This is a genomic window from Nocardioides marmorisolisilvae (genome assembly GCF_003725775.1).
In the GTDB taxonomy this organism is placed as follows: domain Bacteria; phylum Actinomycetota; class Actinomycetes; order Propionibacteriales; family Nocardioidaceae; genus Marmoricola; species Marmoricola marmorisolisilvae.
Genome location: NZ_RJSG01000002.1, coordinates 1,761,906 through 1,779,660 on the forward strand (window position 1 = coordinate 1,761,906; position 17,755 = coordinate 1,779,660).

At 70.2% G+C, this 17,755-nt stretch carries 16 protein-coding genes; 5 read left to right on the forward strand and 11 right to left on the reverse strand.

Going from position 1 to position 17,755, the window contains the following annotated elements; genetic code table 11:
* Positions 1 to 50: 50 nt before the first annotated feature.
* Positions 51 to 1,646 carry a M4 family metallopeptidase gene (locus EFL95_RS12620; protein ID WP_123234293.1) on the reverse strand — a complete coding sequence of 532 codons (1,596 nt, stop codon included), beginning with the start codon at positions 1,644 to 1,646 and terminating at the stop codon, positions 51 to 53.
* A gap of 123 nt (positions 1,647 to 1,769) precedes the next feature.
* The gene (dapB, locus tag EFL95_RS12625) at positions 1,770 to 2,513 is read right to left on the reverse strand and encodes a 4-hydroxy-tetrahydrodipicolinate reductase (RefSeq protein WP_123234958.1); all 744 of its coding nucleotides are present in this window, start codon (positions 2,511 to 2,513) and stop codon (positions 1,770 to 1,772) included.
* A gap of 101 nt (positions 2,514 to 2,614) precedes the next feature.
* On the opposite strand from dapB, the gene EFL95_RS12630 reads away from it, so the two are divergent.
* Positions 2,615 to 3,241, forward strand: coding sequence for a transposase (locus EFL95_RS12630; RefSeq protein WP_123234294.1), 627 nt, complete (start codon positions 2,615 to 2,617; stop codon positions 3,239 to 3,241).
* Positions 3,238 to 3,750: a hypothetical protein gene (locus EFL95_RS19550; RefSeq protein ID WP_183407141.1), complete on the forward strand. Its 513-nt coding sequence runs from the start codon at positions 3,238 to 3,240 to the stop codon at positions 3,748 to 3,750. The genes EFL95_RS12630 and EFL95_RS19550 overlap by 4 nt, the downstream gene beginning before the upstream one ends.
* A 2-nt stretch (positions 3,751 to 3,752) precedes the next feature.
* Here EFL95_RS19550 and EFL95_RS12640 read toward each other — a convergent pair whose 3' ends face one another.
* From EFL95_RS12640 to rpsO, 3 genes are all read right to left on the reverse strand, one after another.
* On the reverse strand, positions 3,753 to 5,042 hold the full coding sequence (locus EFL95_RS12640) for a M16 family metallopeptidase (protein ID WP_123234295.1): 1,290 nt from the start codon (positions 5,040 to 5,042) through the stop codon (positions 3,753 to 3,755).
* A complete protein-coding gene (locus EFL95_RS12645) occupies positions 5,039 to 7,276 on the reverse strand; it encodes a polyribonucleotide nucleotidyltransferase (protein WP_123234296.1) in 2,238 nt (745 codons plus the stop codon). Before EFL95_RS12645 ends, EFL95_RS12640 begins: the two co-directional genes overlap by 4 nt.
* A gap of 203 nt (positions 7,277 to 7,479) precedes the next feature.
* Positions 7,480 to 7,755 (reverse strand): 30S ribosomal protein S15, encoded by a 276-nt coding sequence (gene rpsO, locus EFL95_RS12650; protein ID WP_123234297.1) that lies wholly within the window; start codon positions 7,753 to 7,755, stop codon positions 7,480 to 7,482.
* A gap of 189 nt (positions 7,756 to 7,944) precedes the next feature.
* Between rpsO and EFL95_RS12655 the strand changes: the two genes are divergently transcribed.
* Positions 7,945 to 10,164, forward strand: a complete 2,220-nt coding sequence (locus EFL95_RS12655; RefSeq protein ID WP_123234298.1) for a molybdopterin-dependent oxidoreductase — start codon at positions 7,945 to 7,947, stop codon at positions 10,162 to 10,164.
* Positions 10,165 to 10,183: 19 nt separating this feature from the next.
* Here EFL95_RS12655 and EFL95_RS12660 read toward each other — a convergent pair whose 3' ends face one another.
* Positions 10,184 to 12,349 (reverse strand): MMPL family transporter, encoded by a 2,166-nt coding sequence (locus EFL95_RS12660; RefSeq protein ID WP_183407142.1) that lies wholly within the window; start codon positions 12,347 to 12,349, stop codon positions 10,184 to 10,186.
* Positions 12,350 to 12,494: 145 nt separating this feature from the next.
* On the opposite strand from EFL95_RS12660, the gene EFL95_RS12665 reads away from it, so the two are divergent.
* Together EFL95_RS12665 and EFL95_RS12670 are read left to right on the forward strand one after the other, a co-directional pair.
* A complete protein-coding gene (locus EFL95_RS12665) occupies positions 12,495 to 13,697 on the forward strand; it encodes a sensor histidine kinase (protein WP_123234959.1) in 1,203 nt (400 codons plus the stop codon).
* A complete protein-coding gene (locus EFL95_RS12670; RefSeq protein WP_123234300.1) occupies positions 13,649 to 14,290 on the forward strand; it encodes a LuxR C-terminal-related transcriptional regulator in 642 nt (213 codons plus the stop codon). The genes EFL95_RS12665 and EFL95_RS12670 overlap by 49 nt, the downstream gene beginning before the upstream one ends.
* Here EFL95_RS12670 and cobS read toward each other — a convergent pair.
* The 5 genes from cobS to rbfA are packed head-to-tail and all read right to left on the reverse strand — an operon-like array spanning position 14,287 to position 17,688.
* The gene (cobS, locus tag EFL95_RS12675) at positions 14,287 to 15,051 is read right to left on the reverse strand and encodes an adenosylcobinamide-GDP ribazoletransferase (protein WP_123234301.1); all 765 of its coding nucleotides are present in this window, start codon (positions 15,049 to 15,051) and stop codon (positions 14,287 to 14,289) included. The two genes, EFL95_RS12670 and cobS, sit on opposite strands and share 4 nt — an antisense overlap.
* Entirely contained in the window at positions 15,048 to 15,986 is a 939-nt protein-coding gene (locus EFL95_RS12680; RefSeq protein ID WP_123234960.1) for a bifunctional riboflavin kinase/FAD synthetase, read from the reverse strand. Before EFL95_RS12680 ends, cobS begins: the two co-directional genes overlap by 4 nt.
* Positions 15,987 to 16,007: 21 nt before the next feature.
* Positions 16,008 to 16,322: a DUF952 domain-containing protein gene (locus tag EFL95_RS12685; RefSeq protein WP_123234302.1), complete on the reverse strand. Its 315-nt coding sequence runs from the start codon at positions 16,320 to 16,322 to the stop codon at positions 16,008 to 16,010.
* Positions 16,322 to 17,194, reverse strand: coding sequence for a tRNA pseudouridine(55) synthase TruB (gene truB, locus EFL95_RS12690; RefSeq protein ID WP_123234303.1), 873 nt, complete (start codon positions 17,192 to 17,194; stop codon positions 16,322 to 16,324). The genes EFL95_RS12685 and truB overlap by 1 nt, the downstream gene beginning before the upstream one ends.
* Complete coding sequence (gene rbfA / locus EFL95_RS12695) at positions 17,191 to 17,688, reverse strand: 30S ribosome-binding factor RbfA (protein ID WP_123234304.1); 498 nt, start codon at positions 17,686 to 17,688, stop codon at positions 17,191 to 17,193. The genes truB and rbfA overlap by 4 nt, the downstream gene beginning before the upstream one ends.
* Between the last annotated feature and the right edge of the window lie 67 nt (positions 17,689 to 17,755).

Sequence of the window (17,755 nt, forward strand, 5' to 3'; positions counted from 1 at the left end):
GGTCCGGACCTCGAGCAGGGAGGTGCCGAGGTACGGACCGGGACGGCTCCTTAGTTCACCGAGACCGCGCTCCAGGCGGCCGCGACGCCGGCGTACTGGGCGCTGCTCGCGCCGTACAGGTCCTTGGCCGCGTTCAGCGACGCGGTCCGTGCACCGGCGTAGTTGGTGCTCGAGGTCATGTAGACGGTCAGCGCGCGGTACCAGATCTGCTCGGCATCGGCGCGGCCGATGCCGACCACCGTCGAACCGTTGCAGGTCGGGCTGTTGTGGGCGACGCCGCCGATGGTCTTCGGACCCGAGCCCTCGGCGAGCAGGTAGAAGAAGTGGTTGCCCACGCCCGAGGAGTAGTGCACGTCGAGGTTGCCGACCGAGCTCGACCAGCAGTTCGCGGACTTGCCGTCCGAGGCCGGGTTGTCCATCCGGCGCAGGCCCTTGTGCGTCTTGTCGAACTGCTCGCCGATCAGGTAGTCGCCCGGGTCGGCGGGGTTGTTGGCGAAGAACTCGACCATGGTGCCGAAGATGTCCGACGTGGACTCGTTCAGGCCGCCGGACTCACCGGAGTACGTGAGGTTCGCGGAGTTCTCGGTGACGCCGTGCGACATCTCGTGTCCGGCCACGTCGAGCGAGGTGAGCGGACCGTAGTTCGTCCCGTCGCCGTCGCCGTAGGTCATCTTGGTGCCGTCCCAGAAGGCGTTCACGTAGTTGCTGCCGTAGTGGACGCGGTTGTAGGAGCCGGTGCCGTTGCCGAAGATGCCGTTGCGGTTGAACGTGGTCTTGTAGAAGTCCCAGGTCATGTTGGTGCCGTACTGGGCGTCCACCGCCGCCGACTCGCGCGAGCTGGTCGTGCCGTTGCCGAACAGGTTGTCCGGGCTGGTGAACAACGTGCCCGCCGAGCAACCGATCCCGAGACCGGTGCACAGGATCGAGTCGGACTTGTTCTTCATGTCGGTCGTGTAGGTGTTGCCGCGGGTACCGTCCTTGAGCTGGTACGTCGTACCGGACTGGGTCAGCTGCAGCGGGACGGTGCCGGCGTACAGGGACTGGCCGGAGCCGTCCGCGGTCTCGATCTGCTGCTCGCTGCGGATCAGTGCACCCGAGCGTGCGTCGACGTAGCTCACCAGGCGGCTCGGCGTGCCGTCGGACTGGGTGCCACCCGTGGTCACCGCCCAGGCCAGGCGCGGCGTGGTCGTGGTGGCGTCGACGACCAGCTTCGAGGATTCCGCCTTCGCCCCGGCGATCCGGCGGTTGGCCTTCGACGAGGTCGCTGCGGAGTCCGCCGATGCCTGGCTCACCGTTGCGGTGGTGCCGAGCGTGAGGTTCTTGCCGAGGGTCTGGCTGACCCCGCGCCAGGTCCCGGACTTGGACTGGTGCACCACGAGGTCACCGCCGACGACGTCGAGCCCGCGGTAGGTGCGCTGGAGCCGGACGTGGGAGGTGCCGTCGGCGTCGACGATCGTGGCCGTCGCGCGGAAGCCCTGGTGGGAGTCGACGTGAGCCGCGGCGCCGTGGGACCGCAGGGCTGAGATGGCCCGCTGGGCGTGGGTCTGCCCGGTCGGTGACTGGGCGTGGGCCGGTTGGGTGGCCAGAGCCACCACAGCGACGGTGGCGGCCGCCGTCGTGGCAGCGAGGAGCGGTGGGATGCGCATGGTTCCTCCGAGATGCACGTTCGTGGAGGTGCCCGAGTGCTCCTCGCGAGGACAGCATCACGCCGTCACGACGACTGCGGGAACCTGTCAAAAGCTGTGCTGCAGGAACCTGCAATCTCCGCGTCAGTCGAGGTCGAGGAACGCTTCCAGGCCGACGGTGAGCCCGGGCGCCGCACCGATGCTGCGCAGTCCGAGCAGCACGCCCGGGACGAACGAGGCCCGGTCGAGCGAGTCGTGACGGATGGTGAGCGTCTCCCCCGGGCCGCCGAGGACGACCTCCTGGTGCGCGACCAGGCCACGGATGCGCAGTCCGTGCACGCGGATGCCGTCGACGTCGGCACCGCGGGCGCCCTCGATCCCGGTCGAGGTGGCGTCGGGCGGCGCGCCCAGCCCGGCGTCGCGGCGCGCCTGGGCGATCAGCCGGGCGGTGCGCGCGGCGGTGCCCGACGGGGCGTCGGCCTTGGTCGGGTGGTGCAGCTCGATGATCTCGACGGACTCGTAGTACTTCGCGGCCTGGGCGGAGAACCGCATCATCAGGATCGCGCCGATCGAGAAGTTGGGGGCGATGAGCACACCGCTGCGCGGGCTCTCGCCCAGCTGCCCGCGGAGGGTCTCCAGGCGGGCGTCGTCGAACCCGGTGGTTCCGACCACGGCGTTGATGCCGTTCTCGATGCAGAACGCGAGGTTCGCCATCACCGCGTCCGGGTGGGTGAAGTCCACGATCGCCTCGGCCCCTGCGTCCACCAGGGCCTTCAGGTCGTCGCCGAGGTCGAGACCGGCGACCAGCTCCATGTCCTCGGCCGCCTGCACACCAGCGCAGACCTCGCGTCCTACCTTGCCCTGGGCACCGAGCACCCCGACCCTCATCGCGTTCACCGGCTCAGCCTAGCGGAACAGGTTCTGGCCTTCATCTTCATTTCATAAGGCTTATGGCTTATGCTTTGAGAAAGAAGGACGGAGGCTTAACGATGCCGATCGCCATCCTCACGGTCGACCAGCGGGGCAGCCGCTCGGGACCGGACCTGGTGCCCGAGGTGCTCGAGGCTCTGAACTCCCCCGACCTGGGAACGCCTGCCCGGGCTTTCGAACGCACCGCCGGCGACGAGGTTCAGGGCGTGCTGGCCGACGGCGCTGCCGTCGTGCGTCGCATCGAGCTGCTGCTGCGCCGCGGCGAGTGGAACGTCGGGCTCGGCCTCGGTGACGTCGAGGAGCCGCTGCCGCCCTCGACCCGGGCCGGCCGTGGTGAGGCGTTCGTGCTCGCCCGCCAGGCGGTGACCCGGGCCAAGCAACACCCCAGCCGGCTGGCGGTGACGGGCTCCGGCGTTGTCGGCGACGGCCAGTATCGTGCGGATCAGATCGAGACCATCGCGTGGCTGTGGGCCGGCGTCCTCACCCGACGCAGCGTCCGTGGCTGGGAGGTGGCCGACCTGCTGGCAGGAGGCATCTCGCACGCGGAGGCGGCTCACCGGCTCGGGATCTCGCAGTCAGCGGTCTCCCAGCGGGCGCAGGCCGCCGGACTCGTCGAGGCGGATCGGGCGGCCGAGCTTCTGACCGAGCTGATCGACCAGGTACTGACAGGAGAGGAACGCCGATGACCATCGCGGTGCTGTTCGTGGCGCTGGCCGGCACCCTGCCCGGCTGGTTCCTCTCGGACAAGACGCGCGCGCACCTGGTCGGCTCCGTGGTCGGCGTGCTCAGCCTGCTCGGCCTGGGCGCCTGGCTGCTCTACGACCCCGGGTACGTCGCCGACGGCGACGCCCTGCGCGGGACCCTCACCCTGCTGATCGCACTCCTCGCTGCTTTCGGCGGTGGACCGGTCACCGCCGCCGTGCTGCACCGCGTCGACCACGGCGGGCCGATCGAGCAGGCCGGCAACGTGCTGCGCGGTGGCGCCTGGATCGGCGCCATGGAGCGCGCCGCGATCTTCGTGACGCTGGCCGTCGGGTGGCCGCACGGGCTGGCCATCGTGCTGGCCATGAAGGGTCTGGGCCGCTACCCCGAGCTCAAGCAGCCGGGCGCGGCCGAGCGCTTCATCATCGGCTCGTTCACCAGCGTGCTCTGGGCGATCGCCTGGGCCGGCGTGCTCTGGGCGATGCTGAACTAGGACTACGGACCGACGACGGCCAGAGTCTCGGGGCGCTGGAACAGGTCGCGGGCGAGCTCGTGCACGTCGGCGAGGTTCACCTTGTCCAGACGGTTGAGCACCTCGTCCAGCGAGAGCAGCCGCTCCTGGAAGAGCTCCACCTCACCGAGGCGGGTCATCCGGGATCCGGTGTCCTCCAGGGACAGCACCAGGCCGCCGCGCATCTGGCCGCGACCGCGGTCGAGCTCCTCCTGGGTCAGGCCGGACTCGACCATCCGGGTCAGCTCGGAGCGCACCACGTCGAGCACCTCGGTCGACTTGCTCGGCAGCGAGCCCACGGCGACGCCGACCATGCCGGCGTCGGAGTAGCTGGTCGCGAAGGAGTACACCGAGTAGGCCAGGCCGCGGCGCTCACGCACCTCCTGGAACAGCCGCGAGGACGATCCCCCGCCGAAGGCGGCGTTCAGCACGCCGAGCGTGTAGCGGCGGTCGTCCGACCGGGTCATGCCGCGCATCCCGAGGACCAGGTTGACCTGCTCGAACGGCCGAGTGGTCTGCGTGTGGCCCGGCTTGGTCGGCTTCGGGGTGGACGAGAGACGCGGCGGCAGCGGGCGGGCGTCGAGGTCGGCGAGGAAGTGGTTGCGCGAGAACGCCTTGCGCACCAGGCGGACCACGTCGCGGTGCACGACGTTCCCGGCGACCGCCACCGTCATGGCCGGCGCGGTGTAGCGGGTCCGGTAGTACCGGTTGATCTGCGAGCGGTTCAGGGCGCGGATCGACTCGTTCGTGCCGGCGATCGGGCGTGCCAGCGAGGTCCCGCTCCAGGCCTTGGCCGCGAACAGGTTGTGCACCACGTCGTCCGGGTCGTCGTCGTGCATGGCGATCTCGTCGAGAATCACCTCGCGCTCGGCCTCGACGTCCTCGCTGGTGATCAGCGAGGAGGTGAGCATGTCGCCGAGGACGTCGACCGCCATCGGCAGGTCCTCGTCGAGCACCCGGGCGTGGTAGCAGGTGTACTCGCGGGCGGTGTAGGCGTTGAACTCGCCACCGACCGAGTCCAGGGCGGCGGAGATGTCCATCGCCGAGCGCGTCGGGGTGCCCTTGAACAGCAGGTGCTCGAGGAAGTGCGACGCACCGTTCAGCGCCGGGGTCTCATCACGGGACCCGACACCGACGAAGACCCCGATGGCCGCGGAGCGGACACCGGGGACGTGCTCGGTCACGACCCGCAGCCCTCCCGGAAGGACGGTCCTGTGGACGCCTTCGATGAGGGTGCGGGTCGTGCCGGGCTTCTGCTCAGCTGCGAGCGTCACGCGTCGACGGACTCCTCGGCCGCGTCGTCAGCCGCGCCCTCGGCGGCGGCGTCTTCCACGACCGGGATCAGGGACAGCTTGCCGCGGTCGTCGATCTCGGCGATCTGGACCTGGAGCTTCTGACCCACCGAGACGACGTCCTCGACGTTGTCGACGCGCTTGCCGCCGGCGAGGTCGCGCAGCTTGCTGATGTGCAGCAGGCCGTCCTTGCCGGGCATCAGCGAGACGAACGCACCGAAGTTGGTCGTCTTGACCACGGTGCCGAGGTAGCGCTCCCCGACCTCGGGCATCGTCGGGTTGGCGATCTGGTTGATCGCGGACCGGGCGGCCTCGGCGGCCTCACCGTTGGTGGCACCGATGTAGATGGTGCCGTCGTCCTCGATCGAGATGTTCGCGCCCGTGTCGTCCTGGATCTGGTTGATGACCTTGCCCTTCGGCCCGATCACCTCGCCGATCTTGTCCACCGGGATCTTGATGGTGATGATCCGCGGGGCGTGCACCGACATCTCCTCGGGGCCGTCGATGGCCTCGGCCATCACCTCGAGGATGGTCAGGCGGGCGTCACGGGCCTGGGTCAGCGCACCGGCCAGCACGTCGGCCGGGATGCCGTCGAGCTTGGTGTCGAGCTGCAGGGCCGTCACGAAGTCCTTGGTACCAGCGACCTTGAAGTCCATGTCACCGAACGCGTCCTCGGCACCGAGGATGTCGGTCAGCGCGACGTACTCGGTCTTGCCGTCGACGGTGTCGGAGATCAGGCCCATGGCGATACCGGCGACCGGAGCCTTCAGCGGGACACCGGCCTGCAGCAGCGACAGGGTCGAGGCGCAGACCGAGCCCATCGAGGTGGAGCCGTTGGAGCCCATCGCCTCGGAGAGCTGACGGATCGCGTACGGGAACTCCTCGCGGGTCGGCAGCACCGGCAGCAGCGCGCGGCGAGCCAGCGCGCCGTGACCGATCTCGCGACGCTTCGGCGAACCGACGCGGCCGGTCTCACCGGTGGAGAACGGCGGGAAGATGTACTTGTGCATGTACCGGCGGTACTTCTCCGGGGAGAGACCGTCGAGCTGCTGCTCCAGCTTGAGCATGTCCAGCGTGGTGACACCCAGGATCTGGGTCTCGCCGCGCTCGAACAGCGCCGAGCCGTGCACCCGCGGCAGGACCTCGACCTCAGCGGTCAGCGACCGGATGTCGGTCAGGCCACGGCCGTCGATGCGGACCTTGTCGCGGAGCACCCGCTGGCGGACCAGGGACTTGTTCAGCGAGCGGAACGCCGCGCCGATCTCCTTCTCGCGACCCTCGAACTGCGCGCCGAGCTTCTCCAGCACGCCGGCCTTGATGTCGTCGAGCTTGTCCTCGCGCTCGTGCTTGCCGGCGATGGTCAGCGCGGCAGCGGTCTCGGTCTCGGCAGCGGCCTTGACCGCCTCGTAGACGTCGTCCTGGTAGTCGAGGAAGATCGGGAACTCCTCGACCGGCTTCGCGGCCTGCTTCGCCAGCTCGGCCTGGGCCTCGCACAGCTGCTTGATGAACGGCTTCGCGGCCTCCAGACCGCTGGCCACGACCTCCTCGGTCGGCGCGGTGGCGCCGCCCTGGATGAGCTCGATGGTCTGCTCGGTGGCCTCGGCCTCGACCATCATGATCGCGACGTCACCGGTGTCGGTGACCCGACCGGCGACGACCATGTCGAAGACGGCCTTCTCGACCTGGCTGTGCGACGGGAACGCGACCCACTGGCCCTCGATCAGGGCGACCCGGGTGGCACCGACCGGGCCGGAGAACGGCAGGCCGGAGAGCTGGGTCGAGGCGGACGCGGCGTTGATCGCCAGCACGTCGTACTGGGCGTCGGGGTTGAGCGCCATCACGGTGATGACGACCTGGACCTCGTTGCGCAGACCCTTCTTGAAGGTCGGGCGCAGCGGGCGGTCGATCAGCCGGCAGGCGAGGATCGCGTCCTCACCCGGACGACCCTCGGAGCGGAAGAACGAGCCGGGGATGCGGCCCGCGGCGTACATCCGCTCCTCGACGTCGATGGTCAGCGGGAAGAAGTCGAACTGGTCCTTCGGCTGCTTGCCGACCGTGGTGGCCGAGAGCAGCATCGTGTCGTCGTCGAGGTACGCCGACACGGAGCCGGCGGCCTGGCGGGCCAGCAGCCCGGTCTCGAACTTGACGGTGCGGGTGCCGAACTTGCCGTTGTCCAGAACGGTCTCGACGGCGGAAACGACGGGTCCCTCGTTCAAAGGGGTTCCCTTTCTCTTCGCGGAGCGATCCGCGAGCCCTGGCGGGCGCCTGCCCTGCTGGGGGCCGGTCTTCGATCGAAGCCCACCGTCGGAACGGGGGGCCACTACCAAAGGCCGGCATTCGCGGGCCGCTCCTGTTGGGTTGTTTTGTTCAGTTGTAAGACGACACCCCGGAGGCTAGTGCCCTCCGGGGTGCCGGGAAATCATCGACGCAGGCCGAGGCGCTGCACGATCGAGCGGTAGCGCTCGATCTCGGTCTTCTCGAGGTAGTTGAGAAGACGGCGGCGCTGACCGACGAGGAGCAGCAGACCACGACGGCTGTGGTGGTCGTGCTTGTGCGACTTCAGGTGCTCGGTCAGGTGCGAGATGCGGTGCGAGAGCAGCGCGATCTGGACCTCCGGGGAGCCGGTGTCGCCCTCAACGGTGGCGTACTCGGCGATGATCTTCTTCTTGGTCTCAGCGTCGGTACCGATGGACAACGTGAGCTCCCTTCCTTTTGTTCGCAGCGCGGCGCGCCGGGGCATGTCCCTCCGGGCACTGGGGTCCGCGGCCGATAGACGGCAACGCCCAAGGCTATCAGCGGTTCTTGCAGAGTCGAAATCGAGTGTTTCCGCAGTTCAGGGGCCTGAAACCTGGCTTCGCACCACTCCCGATGTGAGGATGCAGGCATGGACGTCACCCAAGAGCTGAACCGTGCTGTGCGCCTCCTCCCGATCGTCGGCGCCGGCAACCCGGTGGAGCCCGGTTTCACCGGCACCCGGATCGGGGTCTGCAACCTCTGCGAGGCCATCTGCGGTCTGGAGATCACCCTGGAGAAGGGCGAGATCACCGGCATCCGCGGCAACGAGGCCGACCCGCTCTCCCGCGGGCACATCTGCCCCAAGGGCGTGGCGCTGGCGGACGTCTACAACGACCCGGACCGGCTGCGGCACCCGGTCAAGCGGGTCGGCGAGGGCGCGGAGGCCACCTGGGAGGAGATCTCCTGGGACGAGGCGCTGGACACCGTCGCCGACAACCTGGCCGAGGCGATCAACGAGAACGACCCGAACGTCCTCGGCATCTACATCGGCAACCCGAACGCGCACGCCCTGGGCGCGATGACGCACGGCTTCGAGCTGATCAAGAGCTTCAAGACGCGCAACAAGTTCTCCGCCTCCTCGGTGGACCAGATCCCGCACATGTACGTCGGGATGCTGCAGTTCGGCCACCAGCTGCTGCTGCCGGTCCCGGACATCGACCGGACCCAGTACCTGCTGGTCTTCGGCGCCAACCCGATGGCGTCCAACGGGTCGCTGTGGACGGTGCCGGACTTCCCGAACCGGGTCCGCGAGCTCAAGGCCCGTGGCGGGAAGATGACGGTCTTCGACCCGCGCCGCACCGAGACCGCGAAGGTCGCCACCGAGCACCAGTTCGTGCGACCGGCGAGCGATGCCGCCGTGCTGCTGGCGATGGTGCACACGCTTTTCGAGGAGAACCTCACCTCCCCTGCGGCCTACCTGGACAACATCGAGGTGCTGCGGGCGGCGATCGCCGACTTCACCCCGGAGTACGCCGCCTCGGTCAGCGGTGTCGACGCCGAGGACATCCGCCGGATCACCCGCGAGTTCGCCGGCGCCGAGAGCGCCGCCGCCTACGGGCGCATGGGTCTGTCCACGCAGGGCTTCGGCTCGCTGTGCCAGTGGGCGATCAACCTGCTGAACATGCTCACCGGCAACCTCGACCGCGAGGGCGGCGCACTGTTCTCCGAGCCGGCGATCGACGTCCTCACCAACGGGCTGCTCGGCAAGGGCCACTACGACGCCTGGCGCAGCCGGGTCCGCGGTGCACCCGAGTTCGGCGGCGAGCTTCCGGTCGCGGTCTTCAGCGAGGAGATCGAGACGCCCGGCGAGGGCCAGATCAAGGCCGTGCTCACCATCGCCGGCAACCCGGTGCTCTCGACCCCGGACGGTCGTCGGCTGAGCAAGGCGTTCGAGACGCTCGACTTCATGGCCAGCGTGGACATCTACCTCAACGAGACCACCCGGCACGCGAACGTGATCCTGCCGCCGACCAGCCACCTCGAGCGCGACCACTACGACCTCGCGCTGCTGTTGTTCAACACCAGGAACACCGCGCGGTTCACCCCGGGCGTCTTCCCGAAGCCCGAGGGCGCGATGCACGACTGGGAGATCTTCCGGGAGATCACCCTGCGCACCAACGCGCGGCTGCGCCGCAAGAAGCCGCTGGCGCAACGCCTGGCTGAACGGGCCCGGCTGTCGATGAGCCCAGCGATGATCGTCTCGCTGCTGCTCGCCGTCGGCCGCAAGACGACGATGGGTGCGCTGCGGAAGAACCCCCAGGGCGTCGACCTCGGTCCGCTGCGCCCGACGCTGCCGGGGCGCTTGCAGACCAAGAACAAGCGGATCGACCTGGCCCCGGCTCCCCTGGTCGCCGACCTCGACCGGCTGCGCACCGCGCTGCCGGCCCCGGCCGAGGGCGAGCTGGTGCTGATCGGCCGTCGGCACAAGCAGGACTGCAACTCCTGGATGCACAACTCCGAGCGGCTGACCAAGGGCAAGCCGCGCCACCACCTGCTGATGAACCCGGGCGACCTGGCTGCGCGCGGCATCACCGACGGCGCAGTGGTCCGGGTGACTTCCCGGGTCGGCGAGGTCGAGGTCGAGGTGACCGCCGCCGACGACATGATGCCCGGCGTGGTCTCGCTGCCGCACGGGTACGGGCACCAGGTCGACGGGACCCGGTTGGGCCACGCCAGCACGGTGCCCGGCGTCTCCATCAACGACCTCACCGACCCCGAACGCCTCGACGTCAGCGGCAACGCCGCGCTGAGCGGCGTACCGGTGACCGTCGAGGCGCTCGTGTCCGCGAAGGTGCCCGAGCCGGTCTGACCCGGGCACCTCGCGGGACTCACACCAGCTGATAGGCCGGCTCGGTCTCGGTGACGCGCTCCCCTGCGGGAGCGGTGTCCTTCCGACCCCACGCCCGGTCGCCGATCAGGATCAGCGCGGCGGGCAGCAGGACCAGTCGGACCAGCGTCGCGTCCACGAGGATGGCGGCCGAGAGACCGACGCCCATCATCTTCATCTCCAGCATGCTCAGCGTCGCGAAGATCGCGAACACCGAGACCATCACCGCCGCGGCACTGGTCACCACACCGGCGGTGTCCTGGATGCCCCGGGCCACGGCGAGCCGGGACGGGAGTCCGCTGCGGACGTGCTCGCGGATCCGGCTGAGCACGAAGACCTGGTAGTCCATCGACAGCCCGATCAGCACCACCAGCACGAACATCGGCAACCAGTCGATGACGAAGCCGGGCGAGGTGAAGTCGAGCGCGCCCGCGAACCAGCCGTGCTGGAAGACCAGGGTCATCAGCCCGAAGGCGACCCCGACCGAGCCCAGGTTGAGCAGCGCGGACAGGCCCGCCACGATCGGGCTGCGGAACGAGGCCCCCATCGTGAGCAGCGTCAGCAGCAGCACGAACCCGACGACGATCGGCAGGTACTCGCGCAGGTGGTCGGCGCTGTCCAGGCTCTCGGCCGCCGAGCCCCCGACGTACGCCGTGCTGCCGTGCACGTTGGCCGGCACCAGGTCCTCGCGCAGGTGCTGGACGGCACCGTCCAGCCGCGGGTCGGAGTCGGCGTACGCCGTGCGCAGGTGCAGCACCGAGACGGTCCCGTCCCGGCTCACCTGAACGAGCTGACCGTCCTCGGGCACGAAGTCGCGGGTCCGGGTGGCCGCGGCCGCGAGCTGCTCGAGCTCGCTGCGCACCTGCTGCTGCTGACCAGCCGGAGCCTTGACCACGACGTCGGCACCCTCGTTCTGCGAGGGGAACGCCGCGCTCATCGCCCGGAACGTCTGCACCTGAGGGATGTCCGCCGGCAGGGTCTTCAGGTTGCCCTCGTGGACCTTCATGCCGAGCGTCGGCAGCGAGAGCGCCACCACGACGGCGGCACCGATGCCCAGGGCGGCCTTCGGGTGCCGGACGACCGGACCGAGCAGTCGCTTGCTGATCCCGCCCTGGCCGATCCGGCGGTTGAGCCGCCACAGCAGCGGGAGCCGCGGCCGGTCGACCCAGCGACCGAGACGCGCCAGCAGGGCCGGAAGCACGGTGATCGAGCCGAGCACCGCGATCGCCACCACCAGGATCGAGCCGGTGGCCAGCGAGTTGAAGGTCGCACCGCCCACGACGTACAGGCCGGTCATCGCGGCGACGACCGCGAGGCCGCTGAGCACGATCGAGTGACCGGAGGTCTGGGCAGCGATCTCCACGGCGTCGACCGTGGACCGACCGCGCGCCCGCTCCTCGCGCTCGCGCTTGAGGTAGAACAGCGAGTAGTCGACACCGACCGCCATGCCGATCAGCACGATCATGCTGCTCACCGTCGGCTCGGCGTGCACGAGGTGCGAGAGCGGCGCGGTGATGCCGATCGTCGCGGCCACGCTGCTCGCCGCGATCAGCACCGGGATGCCGGCCGCGATGAGGGCACCGAAGGCCAGCAGCATCAGCAGCAGGGTGATCGGCAGGCTGATCCCCTCCGCGGAGGACAGGTCCTCGCCGACCCGGTCGTTGACGCCGTTGTCGAGGCTGACGTCACCGGCCTGGGAGATCCGCAGGTCCGGGTGCGCCTTCTGCGCCGCATCGGTGACCTTCTGCAGCGCGTCGACGTTGTCGGTGCCGCGGGCCAGCTGGATGTCGACCAGGTACGCCGAACCCTTCGGTGAGAGCTGGACCGAGGCCTCGTGGACTCGCGGCAGTGCGCGCATCTTGGTGGCGACGTCCTCAGCAGCTGCCTTCGCCGCCGTGGCGTCGAGGGCGGCACCGGCCCGGGCGCGCACCAGCACGTCCTCGGTCGGCAGCGCTTCCATCCCGGCGCCACGGACCAGGGCCGCAGCCTTGCCGGAGTCGCCGACGCCGTAGTCGGCATCGGTGGTGGACTTGGTGGGGATCGCGACGGCGAGGCCGACCGCGAGGATGACGAAGGCCATCCAGGCGCCGATCGCGCGCCAGGGGTGGGTGGCCGACCAGCGTGCCGCACGCAGCGGCACCCGGCTCAGGGACTGGTGGAGGGACATCGGGTTCTCCTTCTCTGTTCTCGCACCGTTGGAGGGATGTCTCCAGCCTCGGGCGGCGCGAGCCGCGTGTCGGGGGCCCCAGCACCACACCCGAGGTAGACCTAGGTCCCCTGTCGCCGAGCGCGGGTTCGGCCAGAATGGAGCCATGGACGAGCCCGAGGAGACGTTGGTGCTGGAGCACCCCGACGTCCCGGCTCCCCCCAAGCAACCCGGACGCTTCAAGCTGACCGGCTTCGCGGCGCTGCACGTGCTGATGGCGGTCCCGACGCTGCTGTTCTTCATCCTGATCGTGGTCGGCGGCGTCGTGGCCGTCGCCTGGGTCGGCCTGGGCATCCTGTTCCTGGCGCTGCCTGCGGGACGCTGGTTCGCCGGACGGCACCGGCTGATCGCCTCGAGGATCCTCGGCGCGCCCGTCCCGGCGGAGTACCGGCCGGTCCCGAAGGGCACCCACCTGGTCGGCCGGGTGCTGATCTGGGCCCGGGACCCGATGACCTGGCGCGACCTGGCTTGGATGTTGTTCGCGGTCACGCTCGGGTTCGTGATGTCCCTGCTGACGGTGCTGCTGTTCCTCGCGATCGCGACCGGCGCGCTGTGGTGGTACGGCGCCGAGCCGATCATGCGCTACCGGGCCCGGCTCGACCGTGGGCTGCTCTCCTACGGCACCACCGAGCGGCTCGAGCAGCGGGTCCAGGTGCTGACCGAGACGCGCGCCTCCTCGATCGACCACTCGGCCGCCGAGCTGCGCCGGATCGAGCGCGACCTGCACGACGGCGCCCAGGCCCGGCTGGTCTCGGTGGGCATGAACCTCGGCCTGGCCGAGAGCATGTACGCCGAGGATCCCGAACAGGCGGCCAGGCTGGTCGCGGAGGCCCGGGCCACGGCCAGCGCCGCGCTCGGCGACCTGCGCTCGGTGGTGCGTGGCATCCACCCGCCGGTGCTGGCCGACCGCGGCATCAGCGGGGCGGTCCAGGCGCTCGCGCTGGACATGGCGCTGCCGGTCACCGTGACCTCCGAGCTGCCCGGTCGACCGCCCGCCCCGGTGGAGTCCGCGGTCTACTTCGCGGTGGCCGAGTGCCTGGCGAACATCGGCAAGCACGCCGGCGCCGCGAACGCCTGGGTCACCCTCCGGTACGCCGACGGGGTGCTCGTCACCGTCGTCGGCGACGACGGTCGCGGCGGCGCGAACCCGGATTCGGGGACCGGCATGCGGGGGGTGATGCGACGGCTGGCGGCATTTGACGGCACGATGACCGTGTCGAGTCCCGACGGGGGGCCGACACTGATCACCCTGGAGGTCCCGTGCGCCTTGTCCTCGCAGAGGACCACGCCCTCCTCGCCGACGGACTGACGCGGATCCTGACCGCGGGCGGATTCACCGTCGCCGGGGTCGTCGACAACGCCCCGGAGCTGGACCGCGCGCTCGCCGATCCCGACGTCGACGGCGCCGTTCTCGACGTACGGCTGCACCCGAGCTTCACCGACGAGGGCATCCGGGCCGCGGTGAAGGTCCGCGAAGACCGACCGGGCTTCCCCGTCATGGTGCTCTCCCAGTACGTCGAGCAGCTCTACGCCCGCGAGCTGCTCGCCAGTGGCGACGGTGCCATCGGCTACCTGCTCAAGGACCGCGTCTCGGACGTGACCGAGTTCGTCGACGGTGTCCGCCGCGTGCTGGCCGGAGGGACGGTGATCGACCCGGAGGTGATCGCCGCGATCATGGCGCGCCGCCCCGACGACCCGCTGGACCGTCTCACCGAGCGCGAGCGGGAGGTGCTGGCCCTGATGGCCGAAGGGCGCTCGAACGCGGCGATCGCGGCGGGGCTGTTCGTCACCGAGAAGGCCGTGGCCAAGCACACCAACGCGATCTTCACCAAGCTCGACCTGCCGGTCGACATCGACGACAACCGTCGGGTGCGCGCCGTGCTCGCCTGGCTGCGGGCCTAGAGCGTCGCGACCAGGACGGTCAGCACCGCGAGCTCGACGAGCTCGGAGCAGGCGCCCATCACGTCCCCGGTGACGCGGCCGAGGCGCTTCTTCGCGGTCCAGCCGACCAGTGCGATCACCACCGCGGTGGCCACCAGGCACAGCGGGTAGGCGGTGCTGTCGTCCACGCAGAAGAACGTGACCAGGCCGGAGATCACCAGCACCGCAGCCGCGCGGGGCTGGCTCGGGAACGAGTTGAGCGCCTCGCCGGCTCCTGGCTTCGCCTGGGCGTAGGGCAGCGCGATCGCGAGCAGCGGCCCGACCGTCCTGCTGAGCGCCCCGGCCGCGACCGAGAACAGGAGTGCGTCCCGGGTGCCGGCCAGCGCGGCGAGGGCGCTCACCCTGATGATCAGGTCGAGCAGCAGCGCGGTGCCGCCGTAGGTGCCGTTGGTGTGGTCGCGCATGACCCGGAGCCGGTCCTCGGGCGTCCGCGCCCCGAAGCCGTCGGCGCAGTCGGCCAGGCCGTCGAGGTGCAGCGCTCCGGTCACCATCGCGCCGGCGGCCACGGCGAGGGCCGCGGCGAGCATCGGCGGCAGGTCGTCCCCGATCCCCCAGGCGATCCCTCCGGTCAGGGCGCCGATCAGCGCACCGACGACCGGGAACAGCACCGAGCCCCGGGCCACGTCCTCGCCGTCCAGCGCGACGAGGCGCCCGACGGGCAGCACGGTGAGGAAGCTGAGCGCCGCCACCCCTGCGCGGCCCGCCTTGGCGAGCGCGGTCATACGCCCAGGATCTGACGGGTCCGCTCGACGTCGCCCTTCATCGTCTCGACGAGAGCCTCGATGCCCTCGAACGCGACCATCCCGCGGATCCGGGCGACGAAGGAGATCTCGACCGCGACGCCGTAGAGCGCGAGGTCGGTGCGGTCCAGCACGTAGGCCTCGACGCGGCGCTCGCGCTCACCGTCGAAGGTCGGGTTCGTCCCCACCGAGATCGCGGCCGGCAGTGGGTCGGTCCCGGGCTCGTCGAGGTTGCGCAGCCACCCGGCGTAGACGCCGTCGGCCGGAGCCGCGATGCCGTGGGTCGGCACGTTCGCCGTCGGGAACCCGAGCTCACGGCCGCGCTGGTCGCCCTTCACGACGTGCCCGGTGACGGCGTACGGGCGTCCCAGGGCCTCGGCTGCGCCCTCCACGTCGCCGGCCAGCAGGCAGGTCCGCACGTACGTCGAGGACCACACCTGCGGGCCGCCGTCCAGGGCGATCCCCTCGACGGTGAAGTCGTGCTCGGCGCCGGCCGAGGTCAGGGTGCTGACGTCGCCCGCTGCCTTGTTGCCGAACCGGAAGTTCGCACCGACGACCACCGCGCGGGCGTTGAGCGCGGTGACGAGCACCCGGTCGATGAACTCCCCGGGGGTCCACGCCGCGATGTCCCGGGAGAACGGGATCACCAGGATGTCGTCCGCCCCCGCGTCGTGCAGCAGCACGCAGCGGGTGTTGACGTCGGTCAGGGTCAGCGGCGCGTGGTCCGGGCGCAGGACGGCCATCGGGTGCGGGTCGAAGGTGACCGCGACCAACCGGATGCCCTCGGCGTCCGCGATCTCACGGGCCCGGGCGATGACGTGCTGGTGGCCGAGGTGGACGCCGTCGAAGTTGCCGATGACGACGACGGTTCGGCCGAGGTCGGCCGGCACCTGGTCGAGGGAATGCCACACACGCACGACCAAAGACTATCGATGCGTCTACTGCTCGTGGACCGCGACCACGGCGTCGAGGTTGAGCGGACCGTAGATGTGCGGGAACGAGTCGCCGGCCTCCGGCACCTCGTCGATCCGGAGCTCGGAGGTGAGCAGCGCCGGGTCGATCTCGAGCAGCACCAGCGGCTCGGGCACGTCGGCGTAGAAGCGCTGCTTGGTGGCCCGCCACTGGTCCTCGCGGGAGGCGTGCAGGAACCCCTCCTGCTCGAGCGTCCGCCCGAGCGTGGAGATCCGGTAGTCCCCTGCTTCCTGGGCCGCTGCCCAGTCGGTGGCGAGGGCGAGGTGGAAGATCCGGTCCATCACACGAACACTGCCACGGGCCGGGCGAGGTCGCCGCCCCGCTCGTACAGGGCCAGGAACTCGCCCGCCGGTGAGAACACTGCGACCGGACCGTCGGACGGCAGGTCGATCGGGAGCTTCTTGCCGACGCGGACCATCGCCGTCTGGATCTCGTCGAGCTCGTACGCCGGGAAGCTCGCCCGGGCTGCGTCGTCGATCGGCACCAGCGCGAACTCGTCGGCGAGCTGGTCCAGCGAGCTGGCCAGGTCGAGGCCGAACGGGCCGACCGCGGTCCGGCACAGCGCGGTGAGGTGTCCTCCGACCCCCAGCGCCGCTCCGACGTCACGGGCGATGGCCCGGATGTAGGTCCCGCTGGAGCAGCGCACCGAGATGTCGACGTCGAGGAACTCGCCCACCACCCGCTGCTCGCGGACCTCGAGGGAGTGGATCGTCACGGGTCGGGCCTTGAGCTCGACCTGCTCGCCGTCCCGCACCCGCTGGTAGGCGCGCTTGCCGTCGACCTTGATCGCGCTGACCGCGGTCGGCACCTGCAGGATCTCGCCGACGAGCTCCTCGAACTCCGCCGCGACCAGGCCGGGTTGGTGGAAGGACGCAGGCGTCGAGGCGATGACCTCACCCTCGGCATCGTCCGTGGTCGTGGAGACCCCGAGCCGGACCGTGGCGTCGTACGACTTCTCGGTCAGCAGCAGGTGGCCGAGCAAGCGGGTGGCCCGGTTGACACCGACCACCAGCACTCCGGTGGCCATCGGGTCCAGCGTGCCGGCGTGCCCGACCTTGCGGGTCCCGGCGAGCCGGCGGACCCGGGCGACCACATCGTGCGAGGTGATCCCGGCCGGCTTGTCGACGACGACCAGACCGGAGACAGGACTCACGGTTCCTGAGGAGCCGAGGAACGAGGCGTCTCGAAGGGCTCGTCGTCCTCGTCGGTCTCGATCTCGTCGTGGTGCTTCTTGTACGGGTCGGCCTCACCGGCGTACGTCGCGCCGGTGCGGACCGCGGCGACCGCCTCGTCATGCTGGCGGGCGACCTCGAGCAGGTCGTCGATGGCGCGCGCCGACTCCGGCAGCGCGTCGTGGATGAACTCGATGGTCGGCACGTGCCGCATCCCGAGCTGCTTGCCGATCTCGGAGCGGATCATGCCCTTGGCGGACTCCAGCGCGGCGGCGGTTCCGGTCAGGTCGGCCTCTGCGCTGCCGTCGATGGCCATCACGGTGTAGAAGATCGACGCCTGCTGGGTGTCGCCGGAGACCCGGACGTCGGTCACCGTGACGAACCCGAGGCGCGGGTCCTTGAGCCTGCGCTCGATCATCTCGGCGGTGACGACCTTGATCCGGTCGGCGACCTTGCGAACCCTGGGTGAGCTCATGACCTTGCCTTCTTGCTAACGATCCCGACTGACCCGCCGAAACCTTCGGATACCCGTCGAAGTTTCA